Origin of the sequence: Pseudomonas sp. PDM14 (assembly GCF_014851905.1) — a bacterium.
In the GTDB taxonomy this organism is placed as follows: domain Bacteria; phylum Pseudomonadota; class Gammaproteobacteria; order Pseudomonadales; family Pseudomonadaceae; genus Aquipseudomonas.
In genome coordinates this window covers 315284-338791 of record NZ_JACVAQ010000002.1, presented here as the reverse complement: position 1 = coordinate 338791, position 23508 = coordinate 315284, and the positions used below count along the sequence as shown (strand labels likewise).

Here is a 23508-nt window from a genome sequence, read left to right as displayed (position 1 = left end):
GACTTATTTCCTTGAGGCAAAGCCACAGAATGCAGCACCGCTGCCGTGGCTGGGCCAAGCATAGTGGAGAGTTCACCTTGGTTGAGTACGTAGTTTCCCTCGATAAGCTCGGCGTCCACGATGTGGAGCATGTAGGGGGCAAAAACGCATCCCTGGGCGAAATGATCAGCAACCTGGCTGGTGCTGGCGTGTCCGTTCCTGGCGGCTTTGCTACGACTGCACAGGCTTACCGTGACTTCCTCGAACTCAGCGGCCTGAACGACCGTATCCACGCCGCCCTCGACGCGCTGGACGTGGATGACGTCAACGCACTGGCCAAGACTGGCACGCAGATCCGTCAGTGGATCATGGATGCCGAGTTCCCCGAACGCCTGAACACCGAAATCCGCGAAGCATTTGCCGTGATGTCCGCCGGCAACGACAACATGGCTGTCGCCGTGCGTTCCTCGGCTACCGCCGAAGACCTGCCGGACGCCTCCTTCGCCGGCCAGCAGGAAACCTTCCTGAACATTCGCGGTGTGGAAAACGTGATCCGCGCGGCCAAGGAAGTGTTCGCCTCGCTGTTCAACGACCGCGCTATTTCGTACCGCGTACACCAGGGCTTTGATCACAAGCTGGTCGCCCTGTCGGCCGGCGTACAGCGCATGGTGCGCTCGGAAACCGGTACTGCCGGCGTGATGTTCACCCTGGATACCGAATCCGGTTTCCGCGATGTGGTGTTCATCACCGGTGCTTACGGCCTGGGTGAAACCGTGGTTCAGGGCGCCGTGAACCCGGACGAGTTCTACGTGCACAAGCCGACCCTCGAGGCCGGTCGTCCCGCCATCCTGCGCCGTAATCTGGGCAGCAAGGCGATCAAGATGATCTACGGCGAAGAAGCCAAGGCCGGCAAGTCGGTCAAGACCGTCGATGTCGACCGTGCCGACCGTGCGCGTTTCTGCCTCAGCGATGCCGAAGTCACCGAACTGGCCAAGCAGGCGCTGATCATCGAGAAGCACTACGAGCGTCCGATGGACATCGAGTGGGCCAAAGACGGTGATGACGGCAAGCTGTACATCGTCCAGGCCCGTCCGGAAACCGTGAAGAGCCGCACCACGGCCAACGTCATGGAGCGCTACCTGCTCAAAGAAAAGGGCACCGTACTGGTCGAAGGCCGTGCGATTGGCCAACGCATCGGCGCCGGCCAGGTCCGGGTGATCAACGACGTGTCCGAAATGGACAAGGTCCAGCCGGGCGACGTGCTGGTTTCCGACATGACCGACCCGGACTGGGAGCCGGTGATGAAGCGCGCCAGCGCCATCGTCACCAACCGTGGCGGGCGTACCTGCCACGCGGCAATCATCGCCCGTGAGCTGGGCATCCCGGCTGTCGTCGGCTGCGGCAACGCCACCCAGGTGCTGACCGATGGCCAGGGCGTAACCGTGTCCTGCGCCGAGGGCGACACCGGCTTCATCTTTGAAGGCCAGCTGGGCTTCGATGTGCGCAAGAACTCCGTCGATGCCATGCCGGATATCCCGTTCAAGATCATGATGAACGTCGGCAACCCGGATCGCGCCTTCGACTTCGCCCAGCTGCCGAACGAAGGCGTAGGCCTGGCGCGTCTGGAATTCATCATCAACCGCATGATCGGCGTGCACCCCAAGGCGCTGCTGAACTACGCGGGCCTGCCTGCCGAAATCAAGGACAGCGTCGACAAGCGCATCGCCGGTTACGGCGAGCCGGTTGGCTTCTATGTCGACAAGCTGGTGGAAGGCATCAGCACCCTGGCCGCGGCGTTCTGGCCGAAGAAGGTCATCGTGCGTCTGTCGGACTTCAAGTCCAACGAATACGCCAACCTGATCGGCGGCAAGCTGTACGAGCCGGAAGAAGAGAACCCGATGCTGGGCTTCCGTGGCGCGTCGCGCTACATCAGCGAGTCGTTCCGCGACTGCTTCGAGCTGGAATGCCGTGCGCTGAAGAAAGTGCGCAACGAGATGGGCCTGACCAACGTCGAGATCATGGTGCCGTTCGTGCGTACCCTCGGCGAAGCCAGCCAGGTGGTCGATCTGCTGGCCAGCAATGGCCTGAAGCGCGGCGAGAACGGCCTCAAGGTCATCATGATGTGCGAGCTGCCGTCCAACGCGCTGCTGGCCGATGAGTTCCTTGAGTTCTTCGACGGTTTCTCCATTGGCTCCAACGACCTAACCCAGCTAACCCTGGGCCTGGACCGCGACTCGGGCATCATTGCGCACCTGTTCGATGAACGTAATCCGGCGGTGAAGAAGCTGCTGTCCAATGCCATCCAGGCCTGTAACAAGGCTGGCAAGTACATCGGCATCTGCGGCCAGGGTCCGTCTGACCATCCGGACCTGGCCAAATGGCTGATGGAGCAGGGCATCGAAAGCGTTTCGCTGAACCCTGACTCGGTTCTGGACACCTGGTTCTTCCTCGCCGAAGGCCAGCAACAGGCCTGATTCCGGTCGCCATCCATCAACGAAGGGCGGGTGTTACCCGCCCTTTTTTGTGCAAGAAACAGTATGCAAAGCAGTAGTGAGTTGTTCCCCGTCGCCTTGCTCAGTGCCGAATTTCGCGGCGACCTGAGCGAGGACGTCTATCGCCTCAAACCAGGCAATAGCCCCGACTATTCCGTGGAGCTGGCCCTGACCCGCCTCGGCGTGGCCAATCAGGAACAGCGCGGCGTGCCGGTCATCCTGCTGCACGGCAGTTTTTCCAATCGTCGCTTCTGGTATTCGCCGAAAGGCATCGGCCTGGGGCCGCACCTGGCGCGTGCCGGTTTCGATGTGTGGATCGCGGAAATGCGCGGGCACGGCCTGTCGCCGCGCAACCAGTCCTATTCGGGCAATACCGTGGCGGACTACGCCCGCTATGACCTTCCGGCCATTGCAGCCTTCGTCCGCGAGCAGTCTGGGCAGATGCCGCACTGGGTGGGGCATTCGCTCGGCGGCATCACGCTGGCCGCGGCCCTGGGTGGGCATTATCTGAACGAACAGTCGGCTGCATCGGTGGCGCTGTTTGGGAGCCAGGTCAGTCGCGTGTACTGGCCACTCAAGCTACCACCGCTGGAGTGGGGGAGCCGATTGCTGCTCAAGGGCTTCGATCATGTGTCCGGTTCTCGCTTCAAGCGCGGCCCCGAGGACGAGCCGATGGGGCTGGTGCTGGAAAGCCTGCGCTGGCATCGCCTGTTTGGCCGTTTCGGTGATGCCGAGCGCGACTGGTGGGCAGGTTTGAGTGAGGTACAGGTGCCTGTGTTGGCCGTCACCGCGGCTGGCGATCAGCAGGATCCGGCCTGGGCCTGTCGCAAGCTCGCCGAGCAGTTCAAGGCAGTACCGAGCCGCTATCTGTGCCTGGCGAAGGAGCAAGGGTTTGCCAGTGACTACGGTCACGTCGAAATGCTCATCAGCAAAGAGGCGCAGCAGGAAGTCTGGCCGCTGGTGGCGCATTGGCTGAGCGTGGGGCGTTTGCCGAGCGAGATCGCACAGGACTGAGGTTACAAGGGCTCTGGCATGCGGCTAAGATATGCCGCATTGCAGCCTGGCTGCTTGAGGATGCCGGCATGTTCATCGCACTTGAACGCGTGATCAACCTCAATGAGGGTTATCGCCAGCAAGTTCAATGGGGTGGGGCCGCTTGCTGCTGACCGTGGTAAAGAGCCAGCGCGTGTTGTCGAGAACCGCTCCCCGCACCAGGGCTCGACGCGATTCTGACTGGCGCGGTCCTGTGCTGTTCGCGGCACAACCTGGCATTCAGCCTGTTGATCGGGCCGGGGCTGAATGCCTCGTGCAGCAGCCTCAAGCGCTTCACTCTCGCCTACGATGGCGAGCGTGTTGGTGTCGATCTCTGATCATTTCCTAAGAAGGAGCTTTCCCATGCAATACATCACTCCCGACCTGTGTGACGCCTACCCGGAACTGGTGCAGGTGGTCGAGCCCATGTTCGCCAACTTCGGTGGGCGCGATTCCTTCGGCGGCGAGATCGTCACCGTCAAATGTCATGAGGACAATTCGCTGGTGAAGTCCCAGGCCGATGAGTCTGGCAAGGGCAAGGTGCTGGTGGTCGATGGCGGCGGCTCGCTGCGTCGCGCGCTGCTGGGCGACATGATCGCCGAGAAGGCGGCGAAGAACGGCTGGGAAGGAATGGTCATCTATGGCTGCGTGCGTGACGTCGACGTCCTGGCGCAGACCGACCTGGGCGTGCAGGCGCTGGCCAGCAACCCGCTGAAGACCGACAAGCGCAACATCGGCGACCTCAATGTCGTGGTCACCTTTGGCGGCGTCACCTTCCGCCCGGGTGAGTTCGTCTATGCCGACAACAACGGCATCGTCGTTTCCCCCCAAGCCCTGAAAATGCCGGAATGATCCGCCGCTCCCGTTGAGAGACGGGGCTTAGCAGAGAGGTAGCGGTAGCCGATGCAGGAGCAAGACAATCTTCAGTGGGGGCTGGTGCACGCCTATGTCCTTGATGGACGCGGTGGTGCCCGGGCCGTTACCCGTGCCGAGTTGGAGGACCTGCAGCTCGGCGATGAAGAAAGTATCTGGCTGCATTGGGACCGCGGCCACCCGTTGGCGCAGACCTGGTTGCGCGAGCAGAGTGGCCTCAGTCGTTTCAGCTGTGACCTGCTGCTGGAGGAAAATACCCGGCCACGCTTGCTGGCGTTGCCGGGTAACGAGTTGCTGCTGTTTCTGCGCGGGGTCAATCTGAATCCCGATGCGCAACCGGAAGACATGGTCTCCGTGCGTATCTTCGCCGACGCGAAGCGCACTATTTCTCTGCGTCTGCGGCCTTTGTGGGCGACCGAAGAGCTGATCGCCCAATTGGAAAAAGGCAGCGGGCCGAAGACGTCCGCAGAGCTGATCCTGTATCTGGCGCACTACCTGACCGATCGCGTGGATGCGCTGGTAAGCAGTCTTTCCGAACAGGTTGACGGCCAGGAAGAACACCTCGACGCGGACGAGCGCTACATGCCGGAGCACGGGCTAATGCTGCAGGTCCGCCGACGTGCCGCAGGGCTGCGAAGATTCCTCGCACCACAGCGGGACATCTATGCGCAGCTGGCGCGCAACGGCTTCAGCTGGTTCGTCGAGAGCGACACCAACTACTGGAACGAGCTCAACAACAGCCTGACGCGGTATCTGGAAGAGCTGGAGCTGATTCGCGAGCGGGTAGGGCTGGTGCTGGAGTCCGAACACCGGCGGCTGAGCGAGAAGATGAACCGGACGATGTACCGCTTGAGTATCATCACCGGCTTTTTTCTGCCGATGAGCTTCATTACCGGGCTTCTCGGCGTAAACGTTGGTGGCCTGCCGGGTGTGTCCAGCGACCACGGTTTCATGATTGCCTGCGCGCTGATCGGCGGCGTAGCCACGTTCCAGTGGTGGCTGTTCCGGCGATTGCGCTGGCTGTAGATGTGACGCTGCCAATGGCGGGCACGTCTAGGCAACATACTCACGCGAGGCGCGTATGCACGATCCATTCGAAGAATCCCTGCGAGATCTTTTGCGCTCGCACGCAACCCCGCACGACGATGACGCTACCCTTGGTCGCGTCCTCAAGACGGCCAATCGGCAGGTCGGTGTTGGCGATCTGTTCAGCCTGATCGGGCATTGCTTCGAGGCCATGATGATCGCGCTCAACAACGGCTCGCACCATGTGACGCCGGTTTCGCGCTCCGTTTCCGCACGTACTGAACAGAAGGCTGACTGATATGGAACTCGACCCCTGGACTCATAGCCTGGTCACCGCGATGACAGCGTTGTGGACCAAGGTAGCCAGCTTCATCCCGAACCTGTTCGTGGCACTGATCCTGGTGCTGCTAGGCTTCGTGGTCGCCAAACTGCTGGACACCCTGCTGTCCAAGCTGCTCGCCAAGGTAGGTCTGGATCGACTGATGGCTGGAACCGGCCTGACCAAGATACTGGCTCGTGCGGGTATCCAGGTTTCGGTATCGACGCTGATCGGCAAAATCGTCTACTGGTTCGTATTGCTCATCTTCCTGGTTTCTGCAGCCGAGTCTCTGGGGCTGGAGCGGGTTTCCGCGACCCTGGACGTGCTGGCCCTGTACCTGCCGAAGGTCTTTGGTGCTGCGCTGGTGCTGCTCGCCGGTGTGCTGCTGGCGCAACTGGTCAGCGGGCTGGTGCGCGGCGCAGCCGAGGGCGTCGGTCTCGATTACGCCAATGGCCTGGGGCGCATCGCCCAGGGACTGGTCATCATCATCAGCATCTCGGTGGCTATAGGCCAGCTGGAAGTGAAGACCGATCTGCTCAACAACGTCATCGCCATCGTGCTGATCTCGGTCGGCCTTGCTGTTGCGCTGGCGTTGGGGCTGGGCAGTCGCGACATCGCCGGGCAGATTCTCGCTGGCATCTATGTCCGCGAGTTGTATGAGGTCGGGCAACAAGTGACGATCGACGAGGTCGTAGGGGTGATCGAAGAGATCGGTACGGTCAAGACCATCCTCCTGACCGAGGATGGCGAGCTGGTCTCCGTGGCCAACCGTGCGCTGCTGGAACAGCGAGTTCGCAGCCGCTGATCCACGATCCTGCTATTGTATGCAGCCACGCTGAGCCCTGTTTTTCGGGCAGTGGCTGCCACCTGTCCTGACTGTCGGCACGTCCTGTTTTGAACAAAGGCCAATCGCTTTCTACGCGTTACGACCCGCGCGAGCTCTCGGATGAAGAGCTGGTTCAGCGTGCGCATGTCGAACTCTTTCATATCACGCGTGCCTACGAAGAGCTCATGCGCCGCTATCAGCGCACATTGTTCAACGTCTGCGCCCGCTATCTCGGTAATGACCGTGACGCCGACGATGTTTGTCAGGAAGTCATGCTCAAAGTGCTTTACGGCCTGAAGAACTTCGAAGGCAAGTCCAAGTTCAAGACCTGGCTATATAGCATTACGTATAACGAGTGTATTACCCAATATCGCAAAGAACGGCGGAAGCGCCGTCTGCTCGACGCCCTGAGCCTCGATCCTCTTGAAGAGGCGTCCGAAGAAAAAGCGCCGAAGCCTGAAGAGAAGGGCGGTCTGGATCGTTGGCTGATTCATGTGAATCCGATCGACAGGGAAATTCTGGTGCTGAGATTCGTGGCCGAACTGGAGTTTCAGGAGATCGCCGACATCATGCACATGGGCCTCAGCGCTACCAAAATGAGGTACAAGCGTGCCTTGGACAAGCTGCGTGAAAATTTCGTCAAAATTGGTGAAACTTAATCTGGTTAGCACTATCTGAAGGCCTGGACGGTACGAACTTCTGGTAGAATTGCCGCCAAGTTGTTCCACATGACCGTAGGGCAACTCACAGTCATAACACGATGGGGATTTACGGATGAAATTGAAAAACACCTTGGGCGTTGTAATCGGTTCTCTGATTGCTGCGTCTTCGCTGAACGCACTGGCCCAAGGCCAAGGTGCAGTCGAGCTGGAAGGCTTCGCCAAGAAACAGCAGTTCGATAGCGCTCGTGACTTCAAGAACGACGGGAACCTGTTCGGTGGCTCCATCGGTTACTTCCTGACCGACGACGTAGAGCTGCGCCTGGGCTACGACGAAGTGCACAACGCACGTAGCGACGACGGTCGTAACATCAAAGGCTCCAACACTGCACTGGACGCCCTGTACCACTTCAACGCTCCGGGCGACACCCTGCGTCCGTACGTGTCGGCTGGCTTCTCCGACCAGAGCATCGGTCAGAACGGCCGCAGCGGTCGTAACGGTTCCACCTTCGCTAACCTGGGCGGCGGTGCAAAACTGTACTTCACCGAGAACTTCTACGCCCGTGCCGGCGTTGAAGCTCAGTACAACATCGACCAAGGCGACACCGAGTGGGCGCCGAGCATCGGTATCGGTCTGAACTTCGGTGGCGGCTCCAAGCCTGCTGCTGAGCCTGCTGCTGAGCCGGTTGCAGAAGTCTGCGCCGACAGCGACAACGATGGCGTTTGCGACAACGTCGACAAGTGCCCGGACACCCCGGCCAACACCACTGTCGATGCTGACGGTTGCCCGGCTGTTGCCGAAGTCGTCCGCGTTGAACTGGACGTGAAATTCGACTTCGACAAGTCCAAGGTCAAAGAAGAAAGCTACGGAGACATCAAAAACCTGGCCGACTTCATGAACCAGTACCCGCAAACCGCTACTACTGTTGAAGGTCACACTGACTCCGTCGGTACTGACGCTTACAACCAGAAGCTGTCCGAGCGTCGTGCCAACGCTGTTCGTGACGTTCTGGTCAACCAGTACGGTGTAGGCGGCGAGCGCGTCAACTCGGTAGGCTACGGCGAATCCCGCCCGGTAGCTGACAACGCAACCGACGCCGGTCGCGCTGTTAACCGTCGCGTAGAAGCTGAAGTGGAAGCTCAAGCCAAGTAATTGGTCGAAGCTTTAGAAAAGCCCGGCTTAGGCCGGGCTTTTTTATGCCCGCAATAATCCGCAGGCACTGGTGCTGTAATCAAATCGACGCGGGTTCGTCATCGGTCTGCCACTGCCATCGGCTCAAATCGCAGCAAAAGCAGGCGAGGGCTGAACGATGCGGCTATGTGTGATCGGTGCGGGCTACGTGGGGCTGGTGACGGCATGCTGCTTTGCCGAGATGGGCAACCAGGTCATCTGTATCGAGCGCGATCCGAAGCGTCTCGATTTGCTGCTGGCAGGCACGGTGCCGATCTACGAGCCCGGTCTCGAAGCCATGCTCAAGGCCCATCTGGCCAGCGGCCAACTGAGCTTCAGTGCACAGCTCGCCGATGGGCTCGATGCGGGAATCATCTTCATCGCCGTCGGTACGCCCTCCGGCGAGGACGGTTCGGCCGATCTCAGCCATGTGCTCGCGGTTGCCGATGAGCTGGGGCGTGTGCTCCGGCATTCGGCCGTGGTTGTGAACAAGTCGACGGTCCCGGTGGGCACCGGTGAGCGGGTCAGGCAGCATATCGCTCAAGGGCTTGCTGCGCGTGGCGTGAGCCTCACCGTGCGAGTGGCGAGCAACCCCGAATTCCTCAAGGAAGGTTCTGCGGTCGAGGATTTCATGCGACCGGATCGCGTCGTGCTGGGTTGCGATGAGCCGGCGACCGATGAATTGCTGCGCCGTCTTTACGCGCCGTTCCTGCGTAATCACGAGCGCGTATTGAGCATGGGCATTCGTGCTGCCGAGTTCACCAAGTACGCGGCCAACGCCTTTCTGGCGACCAAAATCTCATTCATGAATGAAATGGCCGGGCTCTGTGCGCGCCTTGGTGTGGATGTCGAGGAGGTCCGTCGCGGTATTGGCAGTGATCGACGTATCGGTACGCACTTCATCTATGCCGGCTGTGGTTACGGGGGCTCGTGCTTCCCCAAGGATGTGCGCGCGCTGATTCGCACGGCGGAGCAGGAAGGTGTCGAGCCGAGCATCCTGCGTGCCGTCGAGGCGCGCAATGCCTTGCAGAAGACGTTGCTGTTCCAGGCCGTGCGCGAGCATTTCGCCGGTCATCTGCAGGGGCGCGTGGTGGCCATCTGGGGGCTGGCGTTCAAACCGGGGACAGACGACCTGCGCGAAGCGCCGAGCCTGGTGCTGCTGGATGCGCTGCTGGCCGCTGGTGTTCAGGTCAAAGCGTGCGATCCGGTTGCCTGCAACGCTGTAGCCAGCCGCTACGAACAGGCGTTGCAGAATGGGCAGCTGCAGTTGGGCGAGTCACCTTATGGAGCGGTTGAAGGTGCTGACGCGCTGGTCCTGGTCACCGAGTGGAAACAGTTTCGCCAGCCCGATTGGCTGCGCATCCGCAGTAGTATGCGCATGCCGGTGGTATTCGATGGGCGGAATATCTACAACTCGGTTGAACTTGCAGCCATGGGCTATATCTATCGTGGAGTCGGCAGGCCAGCGATGGGGCATTGTAAGGCCCATGCCGCCTGATTAGACTGCGCGACAATTTACTGCAGCAGCGCCCAAGGACCCCCATGATCAAGAAATGTCTGTTTCCGGCCGCCGGTTATGGCACTCGCTTTCTGCCGGCCACCAAAGCCATGCCCAAGGAAATGCTGCCAGTGGTCAACAAACCACTGATCCAGTACGGCGTCGAAGAGGCCCTCGAGGCCGGTCTGAGCGAAATTTCCATCGTTACCGGCCGTGGCAAGCGCGCGCTGGAAGACCATTTCGACATCAGCTACGAGCTGGAGCACCAGATCAAGGGCACCGACAAGGAGAAGTACCTGGTCGGTATCCGTCGCCTGATTGACGAGTGCAGCTTCTCCTACACCCGCCAGGTCGAAATGAAGGGCCTGGGCCACGCCATCCTCAGCGGCCGTCCCCTGATCGGCGACGAGCCGTTCGCGGTGGTGCTGGCGGACGACCTCTGCCTGAACCTCGAAGGTGACGGCGTGCTGCAGCAAATGGTCAAGCTGTACAACCAGTTCCGCTGCTCCATCGTCGCCATTCAGGAAGTGCCGCCGGAGGAGACCTCCAAGTACGGCGTGATTGCCGGCGAGATGATTCGCGACGACATCTACCGGGTGAACACCATGGTCGAGAAGCCGCAGCCGGAAGACGCACCGTCGAACCTGGCGATCATCGGCCGTTACATCCTGACGCCGGACATCTTCGATCTGATCGCCAATACCGAGCCGGGCAAGGGCGGTGAAATCCAGATCACCGACGCGCTGATGAAGCAGGCCCAGGATGGCTGCGTGATTGCCTACAAGTTCAAGGGCAAGCGCTTCGACTGCGGTGGTGCCGAGGGTTACATCGAGGCGACCAACTTCTGCTTCGAGAACCTGTACAAGACCGGCCGCGCATACTGATTCGCGGGCGCTGTGAGCAAAAGCCACCTGCGGGTGGCTTTTGTGTTTTCAGGGGATCGGCATGTGCTCCGCGCCAGGCCCCAGTGGCTGGCCGTAGCTGAATTCGACGTAGTTGCCGGCAGGATCGCGCAGGCCGCAGTAGTACCCGACCGGGTAGGGCTCGTCGCGCGGTGCCCAGACCAGGCAGCCGGCGGCGCGTGCGGTCTCGGCGATGGCATCCACCTGCTCGCGGCTCTGCAGGGCGAAGCCGAAGTGACTGTAGTCGTTTTCTGCCAGCTGGCGATCCGTACCGCCGGGCATGATCACGAAGATGAAGCGGTGTTCCTTGCCGGGCTCGGCCATCCAGACGATGCGCGAGCCCTTGCCTTCACGCTGGTGAATCACGCGCATGCCGCAAAAGGTCTCGTAGAACCGTACGCAGGCATCCAGGTCCGGCACGTGCAGGGCCAGGTGCGTCAAGGTCGGGGTCATGCGCGAATCCTCCTGCGGCAGCGTCTGCAGAGTAGACCGCGGCTGGCTGGCGGCGGTTCTTCGGGTATGCTGAAGGCCTGATTCGGGAGACTGTTCATGCCCTACGATTTCGACCTGTTTGTGATTGGCGCCGGTTCCGGCGGCGTCCGCGCGGCACGCTTTGCCGCGGGCTATGGCGCACGCGTGGCGGTGGCGGAAAGCCGCTACCTGGGCGGCACCTGCGTAAATGTCGGCTGCGTGCCGAAGAAGCTGCTGGTGTACGGCGCGCATTTCGCCGATGACTTCGAGCAGGCTGAAGGCTTCGGTTGGTCACTGGGCGAGGCGACATTCGACTGGGCAACACTGATCGCCAACAAGAACCGTGAGATCCTGCGCCTCAACGGCATCTACCGCAATCTGCTGGTGAACAGCGGCGTGACCCTGCTGGAAAGCCATGCGCGTATCGTCGACGCACACACCGTCGAGGTCGACGGCCAGCGCTTCAGCGCCGCGACTATTCTCGTCGCCACCGGCGGCTGGCCGCAGATCCCGGATATTCCCGGCAAGGACCTGGCGATCAGCTCCAATGAAGCGTTCTTCCTCAAGGAGTTGCCCAAGCGCGTGCTGGTGGTGGGCGGCGGTTACATCGCCGTCGAGTTCGCCTCGATCTTCCATGGCCTGGGTACACAGACGTCGCTGCTCTATCGCGGCGAACTGTTCATGCGCGGCTTCGATGGCGCGGTGCGCCAGCACCTGAAGGCCGAGCTGGAGAAGAAGGGCCTCGATCTGCAATTCAACAGCGACATCGCGCGCATCGACCGCCATGAAGACGGTCTACTGGCCACGCTCAAGGATGGACGCCAGTTGCAGGCTGATTGCGTGTTCTACGCCACCGGGCGCCAGCCGATGCTGGAGAATCTCGGCCTGGAGAACACCGGGGTCGAACTCACCGACAAAGGCTTCATCAAGGTCGACGACAACTACCAGACCAGTGAGCCGTCGATCCTGGCGATCGGCGATGTGATCGGCCGCGTGCAGCTGACCCCGGTAGCACTGTCCGAAGGCATGGCCGTGGCGCGGCGCCTGTTCAAACCTGAGGAATATCGGCCGGTGGATTACGCGACGATTCCCACTGCCGTGTTCAGCCTGCCGAACATCGGCACCGTCGGACTGACCGAGGAGGACGCGCGTAGCCAGGGCTACGCGGTGCAGGTCTTCGAGAGCCGCTTCCGGGCGATGAAGCTGACCCTGACCGACAGCCAGGAGCGGACGCTGATGAAGCTGGTGGTGGATGCCAAGACCGACCGCGTTCTGGGCTGCCACATGGTCGGGCCGGAGGCGGGCGAAATCATCCAGGGCCTGGCGGTGGCGCTCAAGGCCGGTGCCACCAAGCGCGTGTTCGACGACACCCTGGGCATCCACCCGACGGCTGCCGAGGAGTTCGTCACCATGCGCACTCCCGTCACGGCCTGAGGAGCACATGGCCCAGCTGTTCTATCTCGCCGACCTGTTTGGTGTCGCGGTATTCGCCATCACCGGCGCGCTGATGGCCGGGCGCAAGTCCATGGACCTGTTCGGCGTGCTGGTGATCGCGATCATCACCGCACTCGGCGGCGGCACCCTGCGTGACGTGATCCTCGACAACCATCCGGTGAGCTGGATTCGCAACGACACCTACATCCTCGTCGCCTCGCTGGCGGCGGTCGGCACCGTGCTCTGGGTGCGCATGACGCAGCCGATCCACGAGCGCGGCCTGCTGATCGCCGACGCCTTCGGCCTCGCGGTGTTCACCGTGATCGGTACCGAAGTGGCGTTGCAGCACAACGTGCCGTACAGCACGGCGGTGATCATGGGCGTGATGACGGGCGTAGCCGGCGGGGTGATGCGCGACGTGATCTGCAACGAGATCCCGATGATCTTCCAGAAGGAAATCTACGCCACCGCCTGCATCTGCGGGTCGCTGATCTTCATCGGCATGCGTGAGCTGGGTACGCCGCACTGGCTGGATACCGGCGTAGCCATGCTGGCGGTATTGCTGATTCGCCTGGCCGCGATCCGCTGGCACCTGGGATTACCGCAGTTTCACCTGCTGGATCGCGACTAGCCCAGCCCTCAGTGGTGCTGTGGTTCGCTGCCGGCGACAGGGGCATCGGCCTGAACGGCGACGTCCACCTCGACCTTGCCGGCCTTTTCGAATTGCAGGGTCAGCGGGAAACGCTCGCCCGCTACCAGTGGCTTCTTCAGGCCGAACAGCATGACGTGATTGCCGTTCGGCTCGAAGCGCGCCTCGCCACCGGCGGGAATGCCCACGGAGTTGATCTGCTGCATGCGCATCACCTCGCCGATGTGCACATGGGCGTGCAGCTCGGCCTTCTCCGCCAGCGGGGTGCTGACCGCGAGCAGGCGGTCGCCGTCCTTGCCGTTGTTGTGCACGATGAAATAGGCAACGCCGTTCGGCACGTTGGGTGGTAACGCACGCGACCAGGGGTGGTCGATATGCAGGTCGGCGAGCGTGTACTCGTGAGCGCTGGCGGTAACGCACAGCAGGGACAGCAAGGCGCTGGCAAACAGGCGGGGCAGCATAGGTCGGTGTCTCCACGCGGGGGCAAGGAACGCACCATAGCACGCACCCGCGAACGTGCCGATGCAGCGCTGCCGCACGCAACGACGGAAGATGCGGGACGCCGCGCCGGCAGCCGATTACTATCTACCCACAGCCGAGTGCGACCGCGGCAACTCCGTGGCCGCAGCCAGCCATCGTGCTGGCAAGCATCACCTGGGGAACGCTTGAAATGGATACGCAAGACCGCACCGGCCAGCCGGTGGATGCGCGGCGGGACCTGCCGCCCCTGTATGACCTGATCGCCTGCCACGAGTGCGACCTGCTGATGCGCCATCCGCATGTGGGCGACGAGCAGAAGGCCTGTTGCCCGCGCTGCGGCTACGAGATGCTTGTGCATCGCTCGCACATGCGCCGCCGTTCGATGGCCCTGGTGCTTACCGCATTGATGCTGTTCGTGCCGGCCAACTTCATGCCGATCATGAGCCTCAACCTGCTCGGTCAGAGTTCCGTCGACACGGTGTGGAGCGGAGTGGTCGGGCTCTATCACTCAGGCATGGAGGGCGTAGCACTGGTGGTGTTCTTCTGCAGCATGCTGGTGCCGCTGCTCAAGCTCCTCTGCCAGTTCCTCGTGCTGCTCAGCCTGCCGGTGCAGACGCTGCGCCCGCTGGGCATCCAGATCTACCGCGCGTACCACCACCTGCGCGAGTGGGGCATGCTCGAGGTGTATCTGTTCGGCATCCTGGTGTCGATGGTCAAGCTGATGGACATGGCTGAAGTGCACCTGGGCTTCGGCATCGTCTGTTTCGTGGGGCTGATGCTGACGCAGGTCTGGCTGGAGGTGACCATGTCGCCGCACCAGGTCTGGGACGCCTTGAGCGAGAAGGAGGATGGCCATGCGCGCACTTGATGCCGGCATTCTGGTCTGCGGCGAATGCCACAAGCTCGAGTACCTCGAGGAAGGCCAGGTGCAGCATTGCAGCCGCTGCGGTTCGCGCCTGCACGCGCGGCGCCCGGACAGCGTGGTGCGCACCTGGGCGCTGCTCATCACCGCGGCGATTTTCTACATCCCGGCCAACGTGCTGCCGATCATGACGGTCAATTTTCTTGGCAGCGGTGAGCCGTCGACCATCATGGCCGGGGTGCTCGAGTTGATTCAGGCGGACATGCTGCCCATCGCCCTGGTGGTGTTCGTCGCCAGCATCCTGGTGCCGACGTTCAAGTTGATCGGCATCGCCACCCTGTTGTACTCGGTGCAGCGTCACCAGCCGATGTCGGCGCGCCAGCGCATCCTCATGTACCGGTTCATCGAGTGGATCGGACGCTGGTCGATGCTCGACATCTTCGTCATCGCCATCCTCGTGGCGCTGGTCAACTTCGGCAATCTTGCGAGCATTTCCGCCGACCTTGGCGCGGCTGCCTTCTGCTGCGTGGTGATCCTGACCATGCTCGCCGCCGTGACCTTCGATCCGCGCCTGATCTGGGACAACCTCAGCGATGCCGACGCGGACGAAGACAGCGAGGCCGAGCTGCCGCCCCGCACGCTGAGCTCCGAGCAGCCCTGAGGGTCGTCCCGCCGCAGCCGATGGCTGTAGCCGCGTAGAAATCCTTGAACCACCGCCAGCCCGGCGTTGCCTAGTGCTATAGAGGCGGCAGTCGCCTGGCCTCTTTACCTGCGCCTGCGGACGCATCCACCGGGACGAACGCATGAGCTTTCTGCTTTGGATGGCCGTCTTGGGCTGCCTGCTACTGTTGCTGGCGCTGGCTTCCGCGTACCTGCGCTGGCTGCCGGTGACCACATCGCTGGTTTACCTGTGCTTCGGCCTCGGCATCGGCCCGCTGGGGCTGGGGCTGTGGGAGCAGAGTTTCAGCGACATCACCGCCTGGCTGGAACACCTCACCGAAATAGCGGTGCTGATCTCGCTGTTCATCGGTGGCCTCAAGCTGCGTCTGCCGTTCAGCCATCCGGCCTGGAAGACCGCCTGCGTGCTCGCCGGTCCGGTGCTGATCCTGACCATTGGTGTCTCCACGCTGTTCTGCAGCGGGTTGCTGGGTCTGGGCCTGGCGACTGCGTTGCTGATCAGCGCCATTCTCTCGCCGACCGATCCGGTGTTGGCCAGCCTGGTTCAGGTCAGCCATGCGCGCGATGCCGACCAGGTGCGCTTTGGTCTGTCCGGCGAGGCGGGGATGAACGACGGCATCGCCTTTGCGTTCGTCACCGGCGCGCTGATCCTGTTCGAGGTGCAGGAGGGCAGTGCCGGCAGCTGGTTCCTCGGTTCGATCGTCTGGGCCGTGCCGGCGGCGCTGTTGCTGGGCTTCTTCATGGGCAAACTGGTTGGCATGGCGGCCATCCGTATTCGCGTATTGCACGCCGATACCGCGGTGTCGGCCAACGTGTTTCTCGGCATGGCGCTGGTGGCGCTGTCTTACGTCGGCGCAGAGCTGATCCACGGCTGGGGCTTTCTCGCTGCGTTCGCCGCCGGGGTGGGCCTGCGCCATGCGGAAATCCGTACCTCGGGCGAGTCGTCGACGCCTGCCGAGGAGGAAACGGTGCTCACTGCCGGGCTCTCTGACGATGGTCAGCCGCTGAGCGTGGAGTTCGGCCAGGACCGCAGTCAGCACTCCAAGGTCGCCGCAGGCACGCTGATTGTCGACATCCTGTCATTCGGCAACCTGCTGGAGCGCTCATTGGAAGTACTGCTGGTAACGATTCTCGGCGCGTTGCTCTACACGCATTGGGATTGGCGCGGGGTGTGGATCGCGCTGGCGCTGTTCTTCCTGATCCGACCCCTGTGCTGCGCGCTGCTGTTGCCGCCGTTTCGCGAGCATCGGGTGCAGCGAGCGCTGGTTGGCTGGTTCGGTATCCGCGGCATCGGTAGCCTGTATTACCTCAGCGTCTCGGTGAACCGCGGGCTGGACCCTGGCGCGGCGCACGAGGTAGTGTCCATCGTCCTCACGGTGGTGGCGCTGAGCATCCTCTGCCACGGCCTCAGTACGCAGACCTTGCTGGGATGGTACGAAGCCGCGGTGTCGCGCCGCCAGGAAGCCCTGGCGGCTACGAGTACGTTGCGGAGTGATGGGGATAATCGGCCAGGCGAGCGCCGATGACCATTTCGCTGATCCAGGCGGTAAGCAGCGAGGTGTAGGCTTTCTGCGCTGCATCACTGGACAGCGCATGATCGGCGTCGTCGACGATGCGGTGGGTCAGCGAATGGGCCTTCTCGAAGGCCGCGCGGTAGCTCATCAGGGTGCTGTGCGGGACGAAGTCGTCGTGTTCGGACTCCACCAGCAACACGTCGCCACTGAACGAGGCGCAAGAAGCCAGCGCACGGTTGTCCTTCGGCGCCCATACCGTGCGCCGATAGAGGGCCAGGCGCTCGCGGTCCAGTTCCTGCTTCGGTGTGGCCCATTCGTCGTCCCAGTACAGCGCCGGTACGCGCAGCGCCAGCCAGCGTACCGGGCGCAACGTGGTGAGGATGGTCGACAGATAACCGCCGTAGCTGCTGCCAATCACGGCGATGGCCGCAGGGTCGATGTTCGGGTGGCTGGCCAGGCGGTCATAGGCGGCGACGATATCCGCCAGGTTGTGTTCGCGGGTGACCGTCTTCTTCTGCACCAGGGTCTTTTCATGTCCGCGCAGATCGAAGGTCAGGCACACGCAGCCCAGGCCAGCGATGCCCTTGGCGCGCGCCAGGTCGCGTTGCTGGCTACCGCCCCAGCCGTGCACGAAGAGCACGCCGGGAACCTGGGTGCCGGGGGCGAGAATGGTGCCGGCGATGTCGTCGTTTTCCACACGGATGTCGATGGATTCACTGCTGGTACTCATAGGGCTCCAACCTTACGGATTTGCTGATGCGGCCGACCTCGGGGTCCTCGCCCTGGAACAGCACGATGGCGTCCGCCGGTGGGTTCGCCGCGCCATAGCGTTCAATGGTCGCAGCACGGATGCAGCGCAGTGACGGGTCAGTGGCCAACGCTGCCAGCGCATGCACTTCAGCGGCACTGGCACCGCCAATACGCCAGGATTGTTCGAGCACGCCCGAGCAGGTTTCACCGCGAGCATTGCGGCCCTGCGCCACGTCATAGTTGCGGCGTGAAGCGAGAAAGCCCGGGAAGCCGGCGATGGCGGCATCTTCATAGGTGCGCGCCTGGTTGATGGCCGTAAGCGCAGCAGCTTCCAGCGGCAGAGCGAGCAGTTCAGCGTAGCCGCCCCTTACCACCAGCAATTCCGAGCCGCCGTACACGCGCTCGCCGCTGTTGTCCTCCGTGAGTGCCTGGGTGCCGTAATAGCTGGCAGTGATTCCGGCAACCTGGACCTGGCCGACGCTGTAGGTGACCACCTCATCGACCAGATCTTCCTCCAGTACCAGGCCCCAGGTGGCGACTTGCGCGGCGTCCTGGGCGGCGATGGCCTCGGCAAGTGCAGTGGCTTCGCTCACCACCCGTTGCCCGCGGCCGGCCTTGCCCAGCACCGGTTTGATCCTCACCGGGCCACGCTCAAGCAGCTCTTCGCCGGCGCGACGACCTTCTTCCAAATCGAATACGGTGTAGCCAACAAGAATGGCGTCGGCAGCCCGCCGGGCAAACTCGCGGCACCATCCCCGCGGGACGTGGCGAGCGAAGCCGGGCAGGGCATGGGTAATTGCCTTGGTCGCCATGAATGGCTGTTCCACGCGCCCGCCGAAGAAATCCGCGGTGCAGCCTATGCCCAGCGATTCGTGGCGAGCCCGACCGAGCAGCGTGTGCGCGGGGATGAAGTAGTAGCGGCCCCCGACGTGACGTTGGGGAGCGTAGTCGCCGAGAAAGCGGCAACCGAGCATGCTCGCCAGGGTCGCGCCAAGCGCCTCATGCACGCTGCGTTCATGTAGCGAAGTCGGCTCGCTCCCTGGCAGCAGCACCACGCCATCGCGCTGCCAGGTCGAGACGTCAGCCACACTCATGGACGGCGCCCAGCCAGCAGGCTATTTGTCCGACCATTTGCCGCCGCCGTTCTCGCAGTCGATCTTGGTCTGCGGCCGGTCGGTGGCGGTGTAGTAGTAAGTGATGACTTGGGCGTCGTCCGGCACGGCGACGGAATTTTCGCCCTGGTTCTCACTGGTGGAGCTGTGGTTGGCAAGCGCTTCCTGGGTCAGTTTGGCGGTGCATTGGCCGAAGTAGCCGGCCTTGCAGTTGGCCACGTTGCTTTTTTCGCTGGCGAGCATTTCCTTGCTCTCGTTGCTGCACGACCAGTCGATGGCGCCAACCGGCATGCCTCGGTATTCGTAGCAGCTCTCGGTAGCCACCGTGGACACCTGGGCGCTGGAAGACTGGCTGTGTACGTGGCAGGCCTCGGCGAATACGCCCGGTGAGGCGAGCACACAGCTGAGCAGTAGCAGGTATTTGCCGTCCATTTCGTTGTCTCCGTGCCCGTACGGGCTTCAGGATGCCTTGCGCAGGGCCTCGACGAGTTCCTGCTTGCGCATGCTTGAACGCCCGGGAATGTTCTTCGCCCGTGCCTTCTGCATCAGGGATGCCTTGCTTTCCTCGGCGAGTGACTGCGAGCGCGGCACACCGTGCTTCGTGGCTACCGCCCGCTTGGCCGAGTCCTCGCGCGCCTGGCGCTTGCGCTCGGCGCTGGTGGTGCGTCCAGAACCACCGACATGTTCACCGCCGCCGGACTGTTTGTTGACCGTGGCCCAGGCGCGCGCCTCGGCTTCGCCCTTGGCCACGCCTTTTGCTTCGTAGCCGGCCTCGATGTGCTCGGCTTTGCGCTTCTGCTTTTCGGTGTATGTGTCTTTGCTGCCGCGGGGCATGAGCAATCCTCCACTGAGTCCGCCGATGGCGGTGGCTTTCACGTTGGAAGGAGGCGGTTGGCGGGGAGTTCGGCCTTTCTGATAAACGGCGGCGGGGAAAAGTTGGAACCTCTGCGGGGAATCGCAGACTGATCCTCAAGGGGCACGCGCGCGTCTCGGCGGGATGTTTGCGCGGCACCCGTCATTCATGGGATGGCACGTCGTCGTGGAGCGCGGTTTCTCCGTGGCGTTATCACGTGCAAGCAAATGGACGGAGGGAGTACAGATGAAACGCGATTGGGACCTTATCCGGGCGCTACTGGTGAAGATTGAAAGCCTGGGCATCGGTCAGCAGTTCACCCCGCACGAATTCGACGGCCACAGTGCCGATGAAGTGACCTACCACATCCACCTGATGGGCCAGGCCGGCCTGATCGAGTGGGCCGATCACAAGTGGAACGGCGAGCCGGTAGTCATTGCCAAGAGCCTCACGCTCGCGGGGCACGATCTGCTCGACATCATCCGCGACGGTGAAATCTGGGTGACGCGCAAGGCCCAGCTGCAGCATCAGCTCGGTGCGGTGTCCTATGACGCCTTGACCCATCCGCAGCGGTTCGAGCTGGTCGTGCAGCAGCGCGGCGCGGCGCTCAAGGTCGTGCCCGCTATAACTGGCTGAGCCCGCTCACCCAGCCATCCACAGCAAGGGGATAGCGCATGCCCAGTGATACAGCTCCGGCGGTCGATCCGGTCGCCGCTTTCAAGGCCAGCATCCTGGCCAAGCTCAAGTACGCCGTCGGCAAGGACCCGCAGAACGCCTTCGGCCATGACTGGTTCGAAGCCGTCGCCCTGGCCGCGCGCGACCACGTCATCGACGAATGGGAAGAGGCCTCGGCCCACGTCAAGGGCAAGAAGCGCAAGCGCGTCTACTACCTGTCTCTGGAGTTCCTCATCGGCCGCCTGCTGGTGGATAACCTGAGCAACCTCGGCCTGCTCGACGTAGCGCGCCAGGCGCTCGGCGAACTGGGGGTGGATTTCGAGGAAATCCGCGGCTGGGAACCGGATGCGGCGCTGGGCAATGGCGGGCTCGGGCGCCTAGCCGCCTGTTTCATGGAGAGCATGGCCACGCTCAACCTGGCCGCCCACGGCTACGGCATCCGCTACGAGCACGGCCTGTTTCGCCAGGTGATCGCCGATGGCTGGCAGCAGGAGCACACGGAAACCTGGCTGGATTTCGGCAACCCCTGGGAGTTCGAGCGCCCGGAAGTCAGCTACAGCATCGGCTTCGGCGGCAGCGTCGCCAGCCATGTCGGTGACGACAACCTGCCGCGACAGGCGTGGATGCCCACCGAGACGATCCGCGCCATCGCCTACGACACCCCGGTGGTCGGCTGGCGTCGCTCCAGCGTCAACACCCTGCGTCTGTGGCGTGCGCGGGCCGAGGAAGACCTGCAGCTGGAGCGCTTCAATGCCGGCGACCACTTTGGTGCGGTGGCGGATGTGGTGCGCGCCGAGAGCATTTCGCGCGTGCTGTACCCGGCCGACAGCACCGAGGCCGGCCAGGAGCTGCGCCTGCGCCAGGAGTTCTTCTTCGTTTCCGCCTCGCTGCAGGACCTGCTCAAGCGGCACATGGACCTGCGCGGTGATATCCGCCTGCTGCCGCGTGAAGTGGCGATCCAGCTCAACGACACGCACCCCTCGATCGCCGTCGCCGAGCTGATGCGCCTGCTGGTCGACGAGCACCACCTGAGCTGGTTCGATGCCTGGGAGCTGACCGTCGGCACCCTGGCCTACACCAACCACACGTTGCTGCCGGAGGCGCTGGAGTCCTGGCCGGTGTCGCTGATGGAGCGCCTGCTGCCGCGGCACATGCAGATCATCTACCTGATCAACGCCTACCACATCGACTCGCTGCGCGCGCGCGACATCCACGACTTCGACCTGCTGCGCGGCGTGTCGCTGATCGAGGAAGACCACGGCCGCCGCGTGCGCATGGGTAACCTGGCGTTCCTCGGCTCGCATAGCGTCAATGGCGTGTCGGCGTTGCACACCGAGCTGATGCGCGAAACCGTGTTCAGCGACTTGCACGGTCTGTACCCGGAGCGGATCAACAACAAGACCAACGGCGTGACGTTCCGCCGCTGGCTGTTTCAGATCAACCCACAGCTCACCGAGCTGCTGGTCGAAGCGGCGGGCCCTGAGCTGCTGGACTCGCCGGAAACCGCCCTGCGCGCCATCGAGCCGTTCGCCGAGAAAGCCACCTTCCGCAAGCACTTCGCCGCGCGTCGCCAGCACAACAAGGAGGTGCTGGCCAAGCTGGTGCACGAGCGCCTGGGCATCAGCCTGAAAACCGAGGCGATCTTCGACGTGCAGGTCAAACGCATCCACGAGTACAAGCGCCAGCTGCTCAACCTGCTGCATACCGTGGCGCTGTACCAGGCGATTCGCAACGACCCGGCCACCGACTGGGTGCCGCGGGTGAAGATCTTCGCCGGCAAGGCGGCCGCCAGTTACCACCAGGCAAAAATGATCGTGAAGCTGGCCAACGACATCAGCCGCACGATCAACGATGACCCGACCGTGCGTGGCCTGCTCAAGGTGGTGTTCCTGCCCAACTACAACGTCAGTCTGGCCGAGGTGATCATTCCGGCGGCAGACCTCTCCGAGCAGATCTCCACCGCCGGCCTGGAAGCCTCCGGCACCAGCAACATGAAGTTCGCCCTCAACGGCGCGCTGACCATTGGCACCCTGGACGGCGCCAACGTCGAGATGAGCGAGCAGATCGGCACCGAGCACATGTTCATCTTCGGCATGACCGTGCAGGAAGTGGAGATGCGCCGGCGTGCCGGGGAAATGGACAGTCATGCCCTGGCGGCGGGCTCAGAGCGCCTGGGCAGCGCCCTGGAGGCGATCCGCAACGGCGTGTTCTCGCCGGACGATCCCAGCCGCTACGTCGAGCTGATCGATGGCTTGCTCAACCACGACCGTTTCATGGTCTGCGCCGACTTCGACGCCTACTGGGCCGCGCAACGGCGGGTCGATGCCCTGTGGCAGACGCCGACCAAGTGGTGGCGCTCGGCGGTGTTGAACACTGCACGCACTGGCTGGTTCTCTTCGGACCGGACCATCCGTGAATACGCCAATGACATCTGGGGCATCGCCCAGACCGGGGATCACCAGAAACCGGCGGGGTGACGCTCGGCGAGGTAGTCGAGTTTCAGCCCGGCGGCCTTGCTGAAGAAGGCCGCCAGTTCGGTGTCGATCACCGTATCGTTGAGCGCCGCCAGGGCTATTTCCTGGCGGTGGCTGTCGCCGTTGGCGTACTGCTGTTCGAGCACGATGTGCTGGCCGGGCAGGTCGCCGCTGATGCGGTAGAGGCTGCGGGCACCTTGCGGGTCGAGCAACGTCAGTTCCAGCTGCGCCAGCCGGTTGTCCGCCAGCGACTCCAGGCTGACGTGCTGGCCGTGGGTGACTGCGTAGCGGCTGGCTTCCTCGAAACGGGCGAGAACCGGGCCGCGCAGGCGCTGTTCGAAGGCGTGCTGAAAGGCGGCGTCGGCGGTGCGGGCGTGTTGGCTGGTCATCGGTTCAACCCCGGGCTGTTCATGGAAAACACGGCCCTGACTTCGGCGAGCAGGGCCTGACCCAATATGTGGACCGACGCCTCGTCGTAAAGGTCGTCCTTTTTCACCCCGATCACGACCAGCTGCTGGCCACTCAACTCCAGGTGAACGGTCAGCGTGCCGTCCTCTTCGCGTACGCAGCGAACCTGCACCGGGTGCATGCAGGCCTGCAACGCCTGCTCGATTTCGCGGGCTCTGAGAGGAACTCTGCTCATGGTCGATCCATCCGCTGCCTGTCTCCGAAGCTGAGCCCAACCTCAGGGGCGTGTGGTTGCCGGTGATTGTTTTTATCAATCGGTGAATCGCGCCGTCAACTCCACGCAGGCCTTGTCGCATGGGCCTTATCGGCCC

The 23508-nt window shown here is 62.8% G+C and carries 25 protein-coding genes; 17 read left to right on the top strand and 8 right to left on the bottom strand.

Going from position 1 to position 23508, the window contains the following annotated elements:
* The first annotated feature begins 77 nt into the window (after positions 1 to 77).
* The 10 genes from ppsA to galU all read left to right on the top strand — a co-directional run bounded on the left by ppsA (position 78) and on the right by galU (position 10759).
* Complete coding sequence (ppsA, locus tag IB229_RS14210) at positions 78 to 2453, top strand: phosphoenolpyruvate synthase (RefSeq protein ID WP_192330025.1); 2376 nt, start codon at positions 78 to 80, stop codon at positions 2451 to 2453.
* 63 nt (positions 2454 to 2516) lie between these two features.
* Complete coding sequence (locus IB229_RS14205; RefSeq protein ID WP_192330023.1) at positions 2517 to 3485, top strand: alpha/beta fold hydrolase; 969 nt, start codon at positions 2517 to 2519, stop codon at positions 3483 to 3485.
* A 381-nt stretch (positions 3486 to 3866) separates the two neighbouring features.
* Positions 3867 to 4355, top strand: coding sequence for a ribonuclease E activity regulator RraA (rraA, locus tag IB229_RS14200; protein WP_192330021.1), 489 nt, complete (start codon positions 3867 to 3869; stop codon positions 4353 to 4355).
* A gap of 51 nt (positions 4356 to 4406) precedes the next feature.
* Positions 4407 to 5402, top strand: a complete 996-nt coding sequence (locus IB229_RS14195; RefSeq protein WP_192330019.1) for a zinc transporter ZntB — start codon at positions 4407 to 4409, stop codon at positions 5400 to 5402.
* Positions 5403 to 5457: 55 nt separating this feature from the next.
* Positions 5458 to 5700, top strand: coding sequence for a CrfX protein (locus IB229_RS14190; RefSeq protein ID WP_192330017.1), 243 nt, complete (start codon positions 5458 to 5460; stop codon positions 5698 to 5700).
* A 1-nt stretch (position 5701) separates the two neighbouring features.
* Positions 5702 to 6526, top strand: a complete 825-nt coding sequence (locus IB229_RS14185) for a mechanosensitive ion channel family protein (RefSeq protein WP_192330015.1) — start codon at positions 5702 to 5704, stop codon at positions 6524 to 6526.
* 89 nt (positions 6527 to 6615) lie between these two features.
* Positions 6616 to 7206: an RNA polymerase sigma factor SigX gene (sigX, locus tag IB229_RS14180; RefSeq protein WP_192330013.1), complete on the top strand. Its 591-nt coding sequence runs from the start codon at positions 6616 to 6618 to the stop codon at positions 7204 to 7206.
* Between the two features lie 115 nt (positions 7207 to 7321).
* A complete protein-coding gene (locus tag IB229_RS14175; RefSeq protein ID WP_192330012.1) occupies positions 7322 to 8359 on the top strand; it encodes an OmpA family protein in 1038 nt (345 codons plus the stop codon).
* A 157-nt stretch (positions 8360 to 8516) separates the two neighbouring features.
* Positions 8517 to 9875 (top strand): UDP-glucose dehydrogenase family protein, encoded by a 1359-nt coding sequence (locus IB229_RS14170; protein ID WP_192330010.1) that lies wholly within the window; start codon positions 8517 to 8519, stop codon positions 9873 to 9875.
* A 44-nt stretch (positions 9876 to 9919) separates the two neighbouring features.
* A complete protein-coding gene (gene galU, locus IB229_RS14165) occupies positions 9920 to 10759 on the top strand; it encodes a UTP--glucose-1-phosphate uridylyltransferase GalU (protein ID WP_192330008.1) in 840 nt (279 codons plus the stop codon).
* 48 nt (positions 10760 to 10807) lie between these two features.
* Here galU and IB229_RS14160 read toward each other — a convergent pair whose 3' ends face one another.
* Complete coding sequence (locus IB229_RS14160; protein WP_192330006.1) at positions 10808 to 11230, bottom strand: VOC family protein; 423 nt, start codon at positions 11228 to 11230, stop codon at positions 10808 to 10810.
* 96 nt (positions 11231 to 11326) lie between these two features.
* Here IB229_RS14160 and gorA point away from each other — a divergent pair, with 96 nt between their 5' ends.
* Together gorA and IB229_RS14150 are read left to right on the top strand one after the other, a co-directional pair.
* Complete coding sequence (gorA, locus tag IB229_RS14155; protein WP_192330004.1) at positions 11327 to 12682, top strand: glutathione-disulfide reductase; 1356 nt, start codon at positions 11327 to 11329, stop codon at positions 12680 to 12682.
* A gap of 7 nt (positions 12683 to 12689) precedes the next feature.
* Positions 12690 to 13313 carry a trimeric intracellular cation channel family protein gene (locus IB229_RS14150; RefSeq protein ID WP_192330002.1) on the top strand — a complete coding sequence of 208 codons (624 nt, stop codon included), beginning with the start codon at positions 12690 to 12692 and terminating at the stop codon, positions 13311 to 13313.
* An 8-nt stretch (positions 13314 to 13321) separates the two neighbouring features.
* Here the strand turns inward: IB229_RS14150 and IB229_RS14145 are convergent, their stop codons facing one another.
* Positions 13322 to 13792 carry a copper chaperone PCu(A)C gene (locus tag IB229_RS14145; RefSeq protein ID WP_192330000.1) on the bottom strand — a complete coding sequence of 157 codons (471 nt, stop codon included), beginning with the start codon at positions 13790 to 13792 and terminating at the stop codon, positions 13322 to 13324.
* A gap of 209 nt (positions 13793 to 14001) precedes the next feature.
* Here IB229_RS14145 and IB229_RS14140 point away from each other — a divergent pair, with 209 nt between their 5' ends.
* The 3 genes from IB229_RS14140 to IB229_RS14130 all read left to right on the top strand — a co-directional run bounded on the left by IB229_RS14140 (position 14002) and on the right by IB229_RS14130 (position 16877).
* Positions 14002 to 14679: a paraquat-inducible protein A gene (locus IB229_RS14140; protein WP_192329998.1), complete on the top strand. Its 678-nt coding sequence runs from the start codon at positions 14002 to 14004 to the stop codon at positions 14677 to 14679.
* Entirely contained in the window at positions 14666 to 15334 is a 669-nt protein-coding gene (locus IB229_RS14135) for a paraquat-inducible protein A (RefSeq protein WP_192329996.1), read from the top strand. Before IB229_RS14140 ends, IB229_RS14135 begins: the two co-directional genes overlap by 14 nt.
* Before the next feature lie 142 nt (positions 15335 to 15476).
* The gene (locus IB229_RS14130) at positions 15477 to 16877 is read left to right on the top strand and encodes a cation:proton antiporter (protein WP_192329994.1); all 1401 of its coding nucleotides are present in this window, start codon (positions 15477 to 15479) and stop codon (positions 16875 to 16877) included.
* On the opposite strand, the gene IB229_RS14125 is transcribed toward IB229_RS14130, so the two are convergent.
* The 4 genes from IB229_RS14125 to IB229_RS14110 are packed head-to-tail and all read right to left on the bottom strand — an operon-like array spanning position 16825 to position 19561.
* Complete coding sequence (locus IB229_RS14125) at positions 16825 to 17595, bottom strand: alpha/beta hydrolase family protein (RefSeq protein ID WP_192329992.1); 771 nt, start codon at positions 17593 to 17595, stop codon at positions 16825 to 16827. The two genes, IB229_RS14130 and IB229_RS14125, sit on opposite strands and share 53 nt — an antisense overlap.
* On the bottom strand, positions 17579 to 18709 hold the full coding sequence (locus tag IB229_RS14120) for a DUF3182 family protein (RefSeq protein WP_192329989.1): 1131 nt from the start codon (positions 18707 to 18709) through the stop codon (positions 17579 to 17581). The genes IB229_RS14125 and IB229_RS14120 overlap by 17 nt, the downstream gene beginning before the upstream one ends.
* Positions 18710 to 18730: 21 nt before the next feature.
* Positions 18731 to 19159 carry a hypothetical protein gene (locus IB229_RS14115; RefSeq protein WP_192329987.1) on the bottom strand — a complete coding sequence of 143 codons (429 nt, stop codon included), beginning with the start codon at positions 19157 to 19159 and terminating at the stop codon, positions 18731 to 18733.
* A 27-nt stretch (positions 19160 to 19186) separates the two neighbouring features.
* On the bottom strand, positions 19187 to 19561 hold the full coding sequence (locus IB229_RS14110; RefSeq protein ID WP_192329985.1) for a Rho termination factor N-terminal domain-containing protein: 375 nt from the start codon (positions 19559 to 19561) through the stop codon (positions 19187 to 19189).
* 265 nt (positions 19562 to 19826) lie between these two features.
* On the opposite strand from IB229_RS14110, the gene IB229_RS14105 reads away from it, so the two are divergent.
* Both IB229_RS14105 and IB229_RS14100 read left to right on the top strand, forming a co-directional pair.
* A complete protein-coding gene (locus IB229_RS14105; protein ID WP_192329983.1) occupies positions 19827 to 20216 on the top strand; it encodes a DUF2513 domain-containing protein in 390 nt (129 codons plus the stop codon).
* Positions 20217 to 20254: 38 nt separating this feature from the next.
* Entirely contained in the window at positions 20255 to 22732 is a 2478-nt protein-coding gene (locus IB229_RS14100) for a glycogen/starch/alpha-glucan phosphorylase (protein WP_192329981.1), read from the top strand.
* Here the strand turns inward: IB229_RS14100 and IB229_RS14095 are convergent.
* Positions 22711 to 23118, bottom strand: a complete 408-nt coding sequence (locus IB229_RS14095; protein ID WP_192329979.1) for a hypothetical protein — start codon at positions 23116 to 23118, stop codon at positions 22711 to 22713. The genes IB229_RS14100 and IB229_RS14095 overlap by 22 nt on opposite strands.
* Positions 23115 to 23372 (bottom strand): hypothetical protein, encoded by a 258-nt coding sequence (locus IB229_RS14090; protein ID WP_192329977.1) that lies wholly within the window; start codon positions 23370 to 23372, stop codon positions 23115 to 23117. The genes IB229_RS14095 and IB229_RS14090 overlap by 4 nt, the downstream gene beginning before the upstream one ends.
* Positions 23373 to 23508 lie beyond the last annotated feature (136 nt).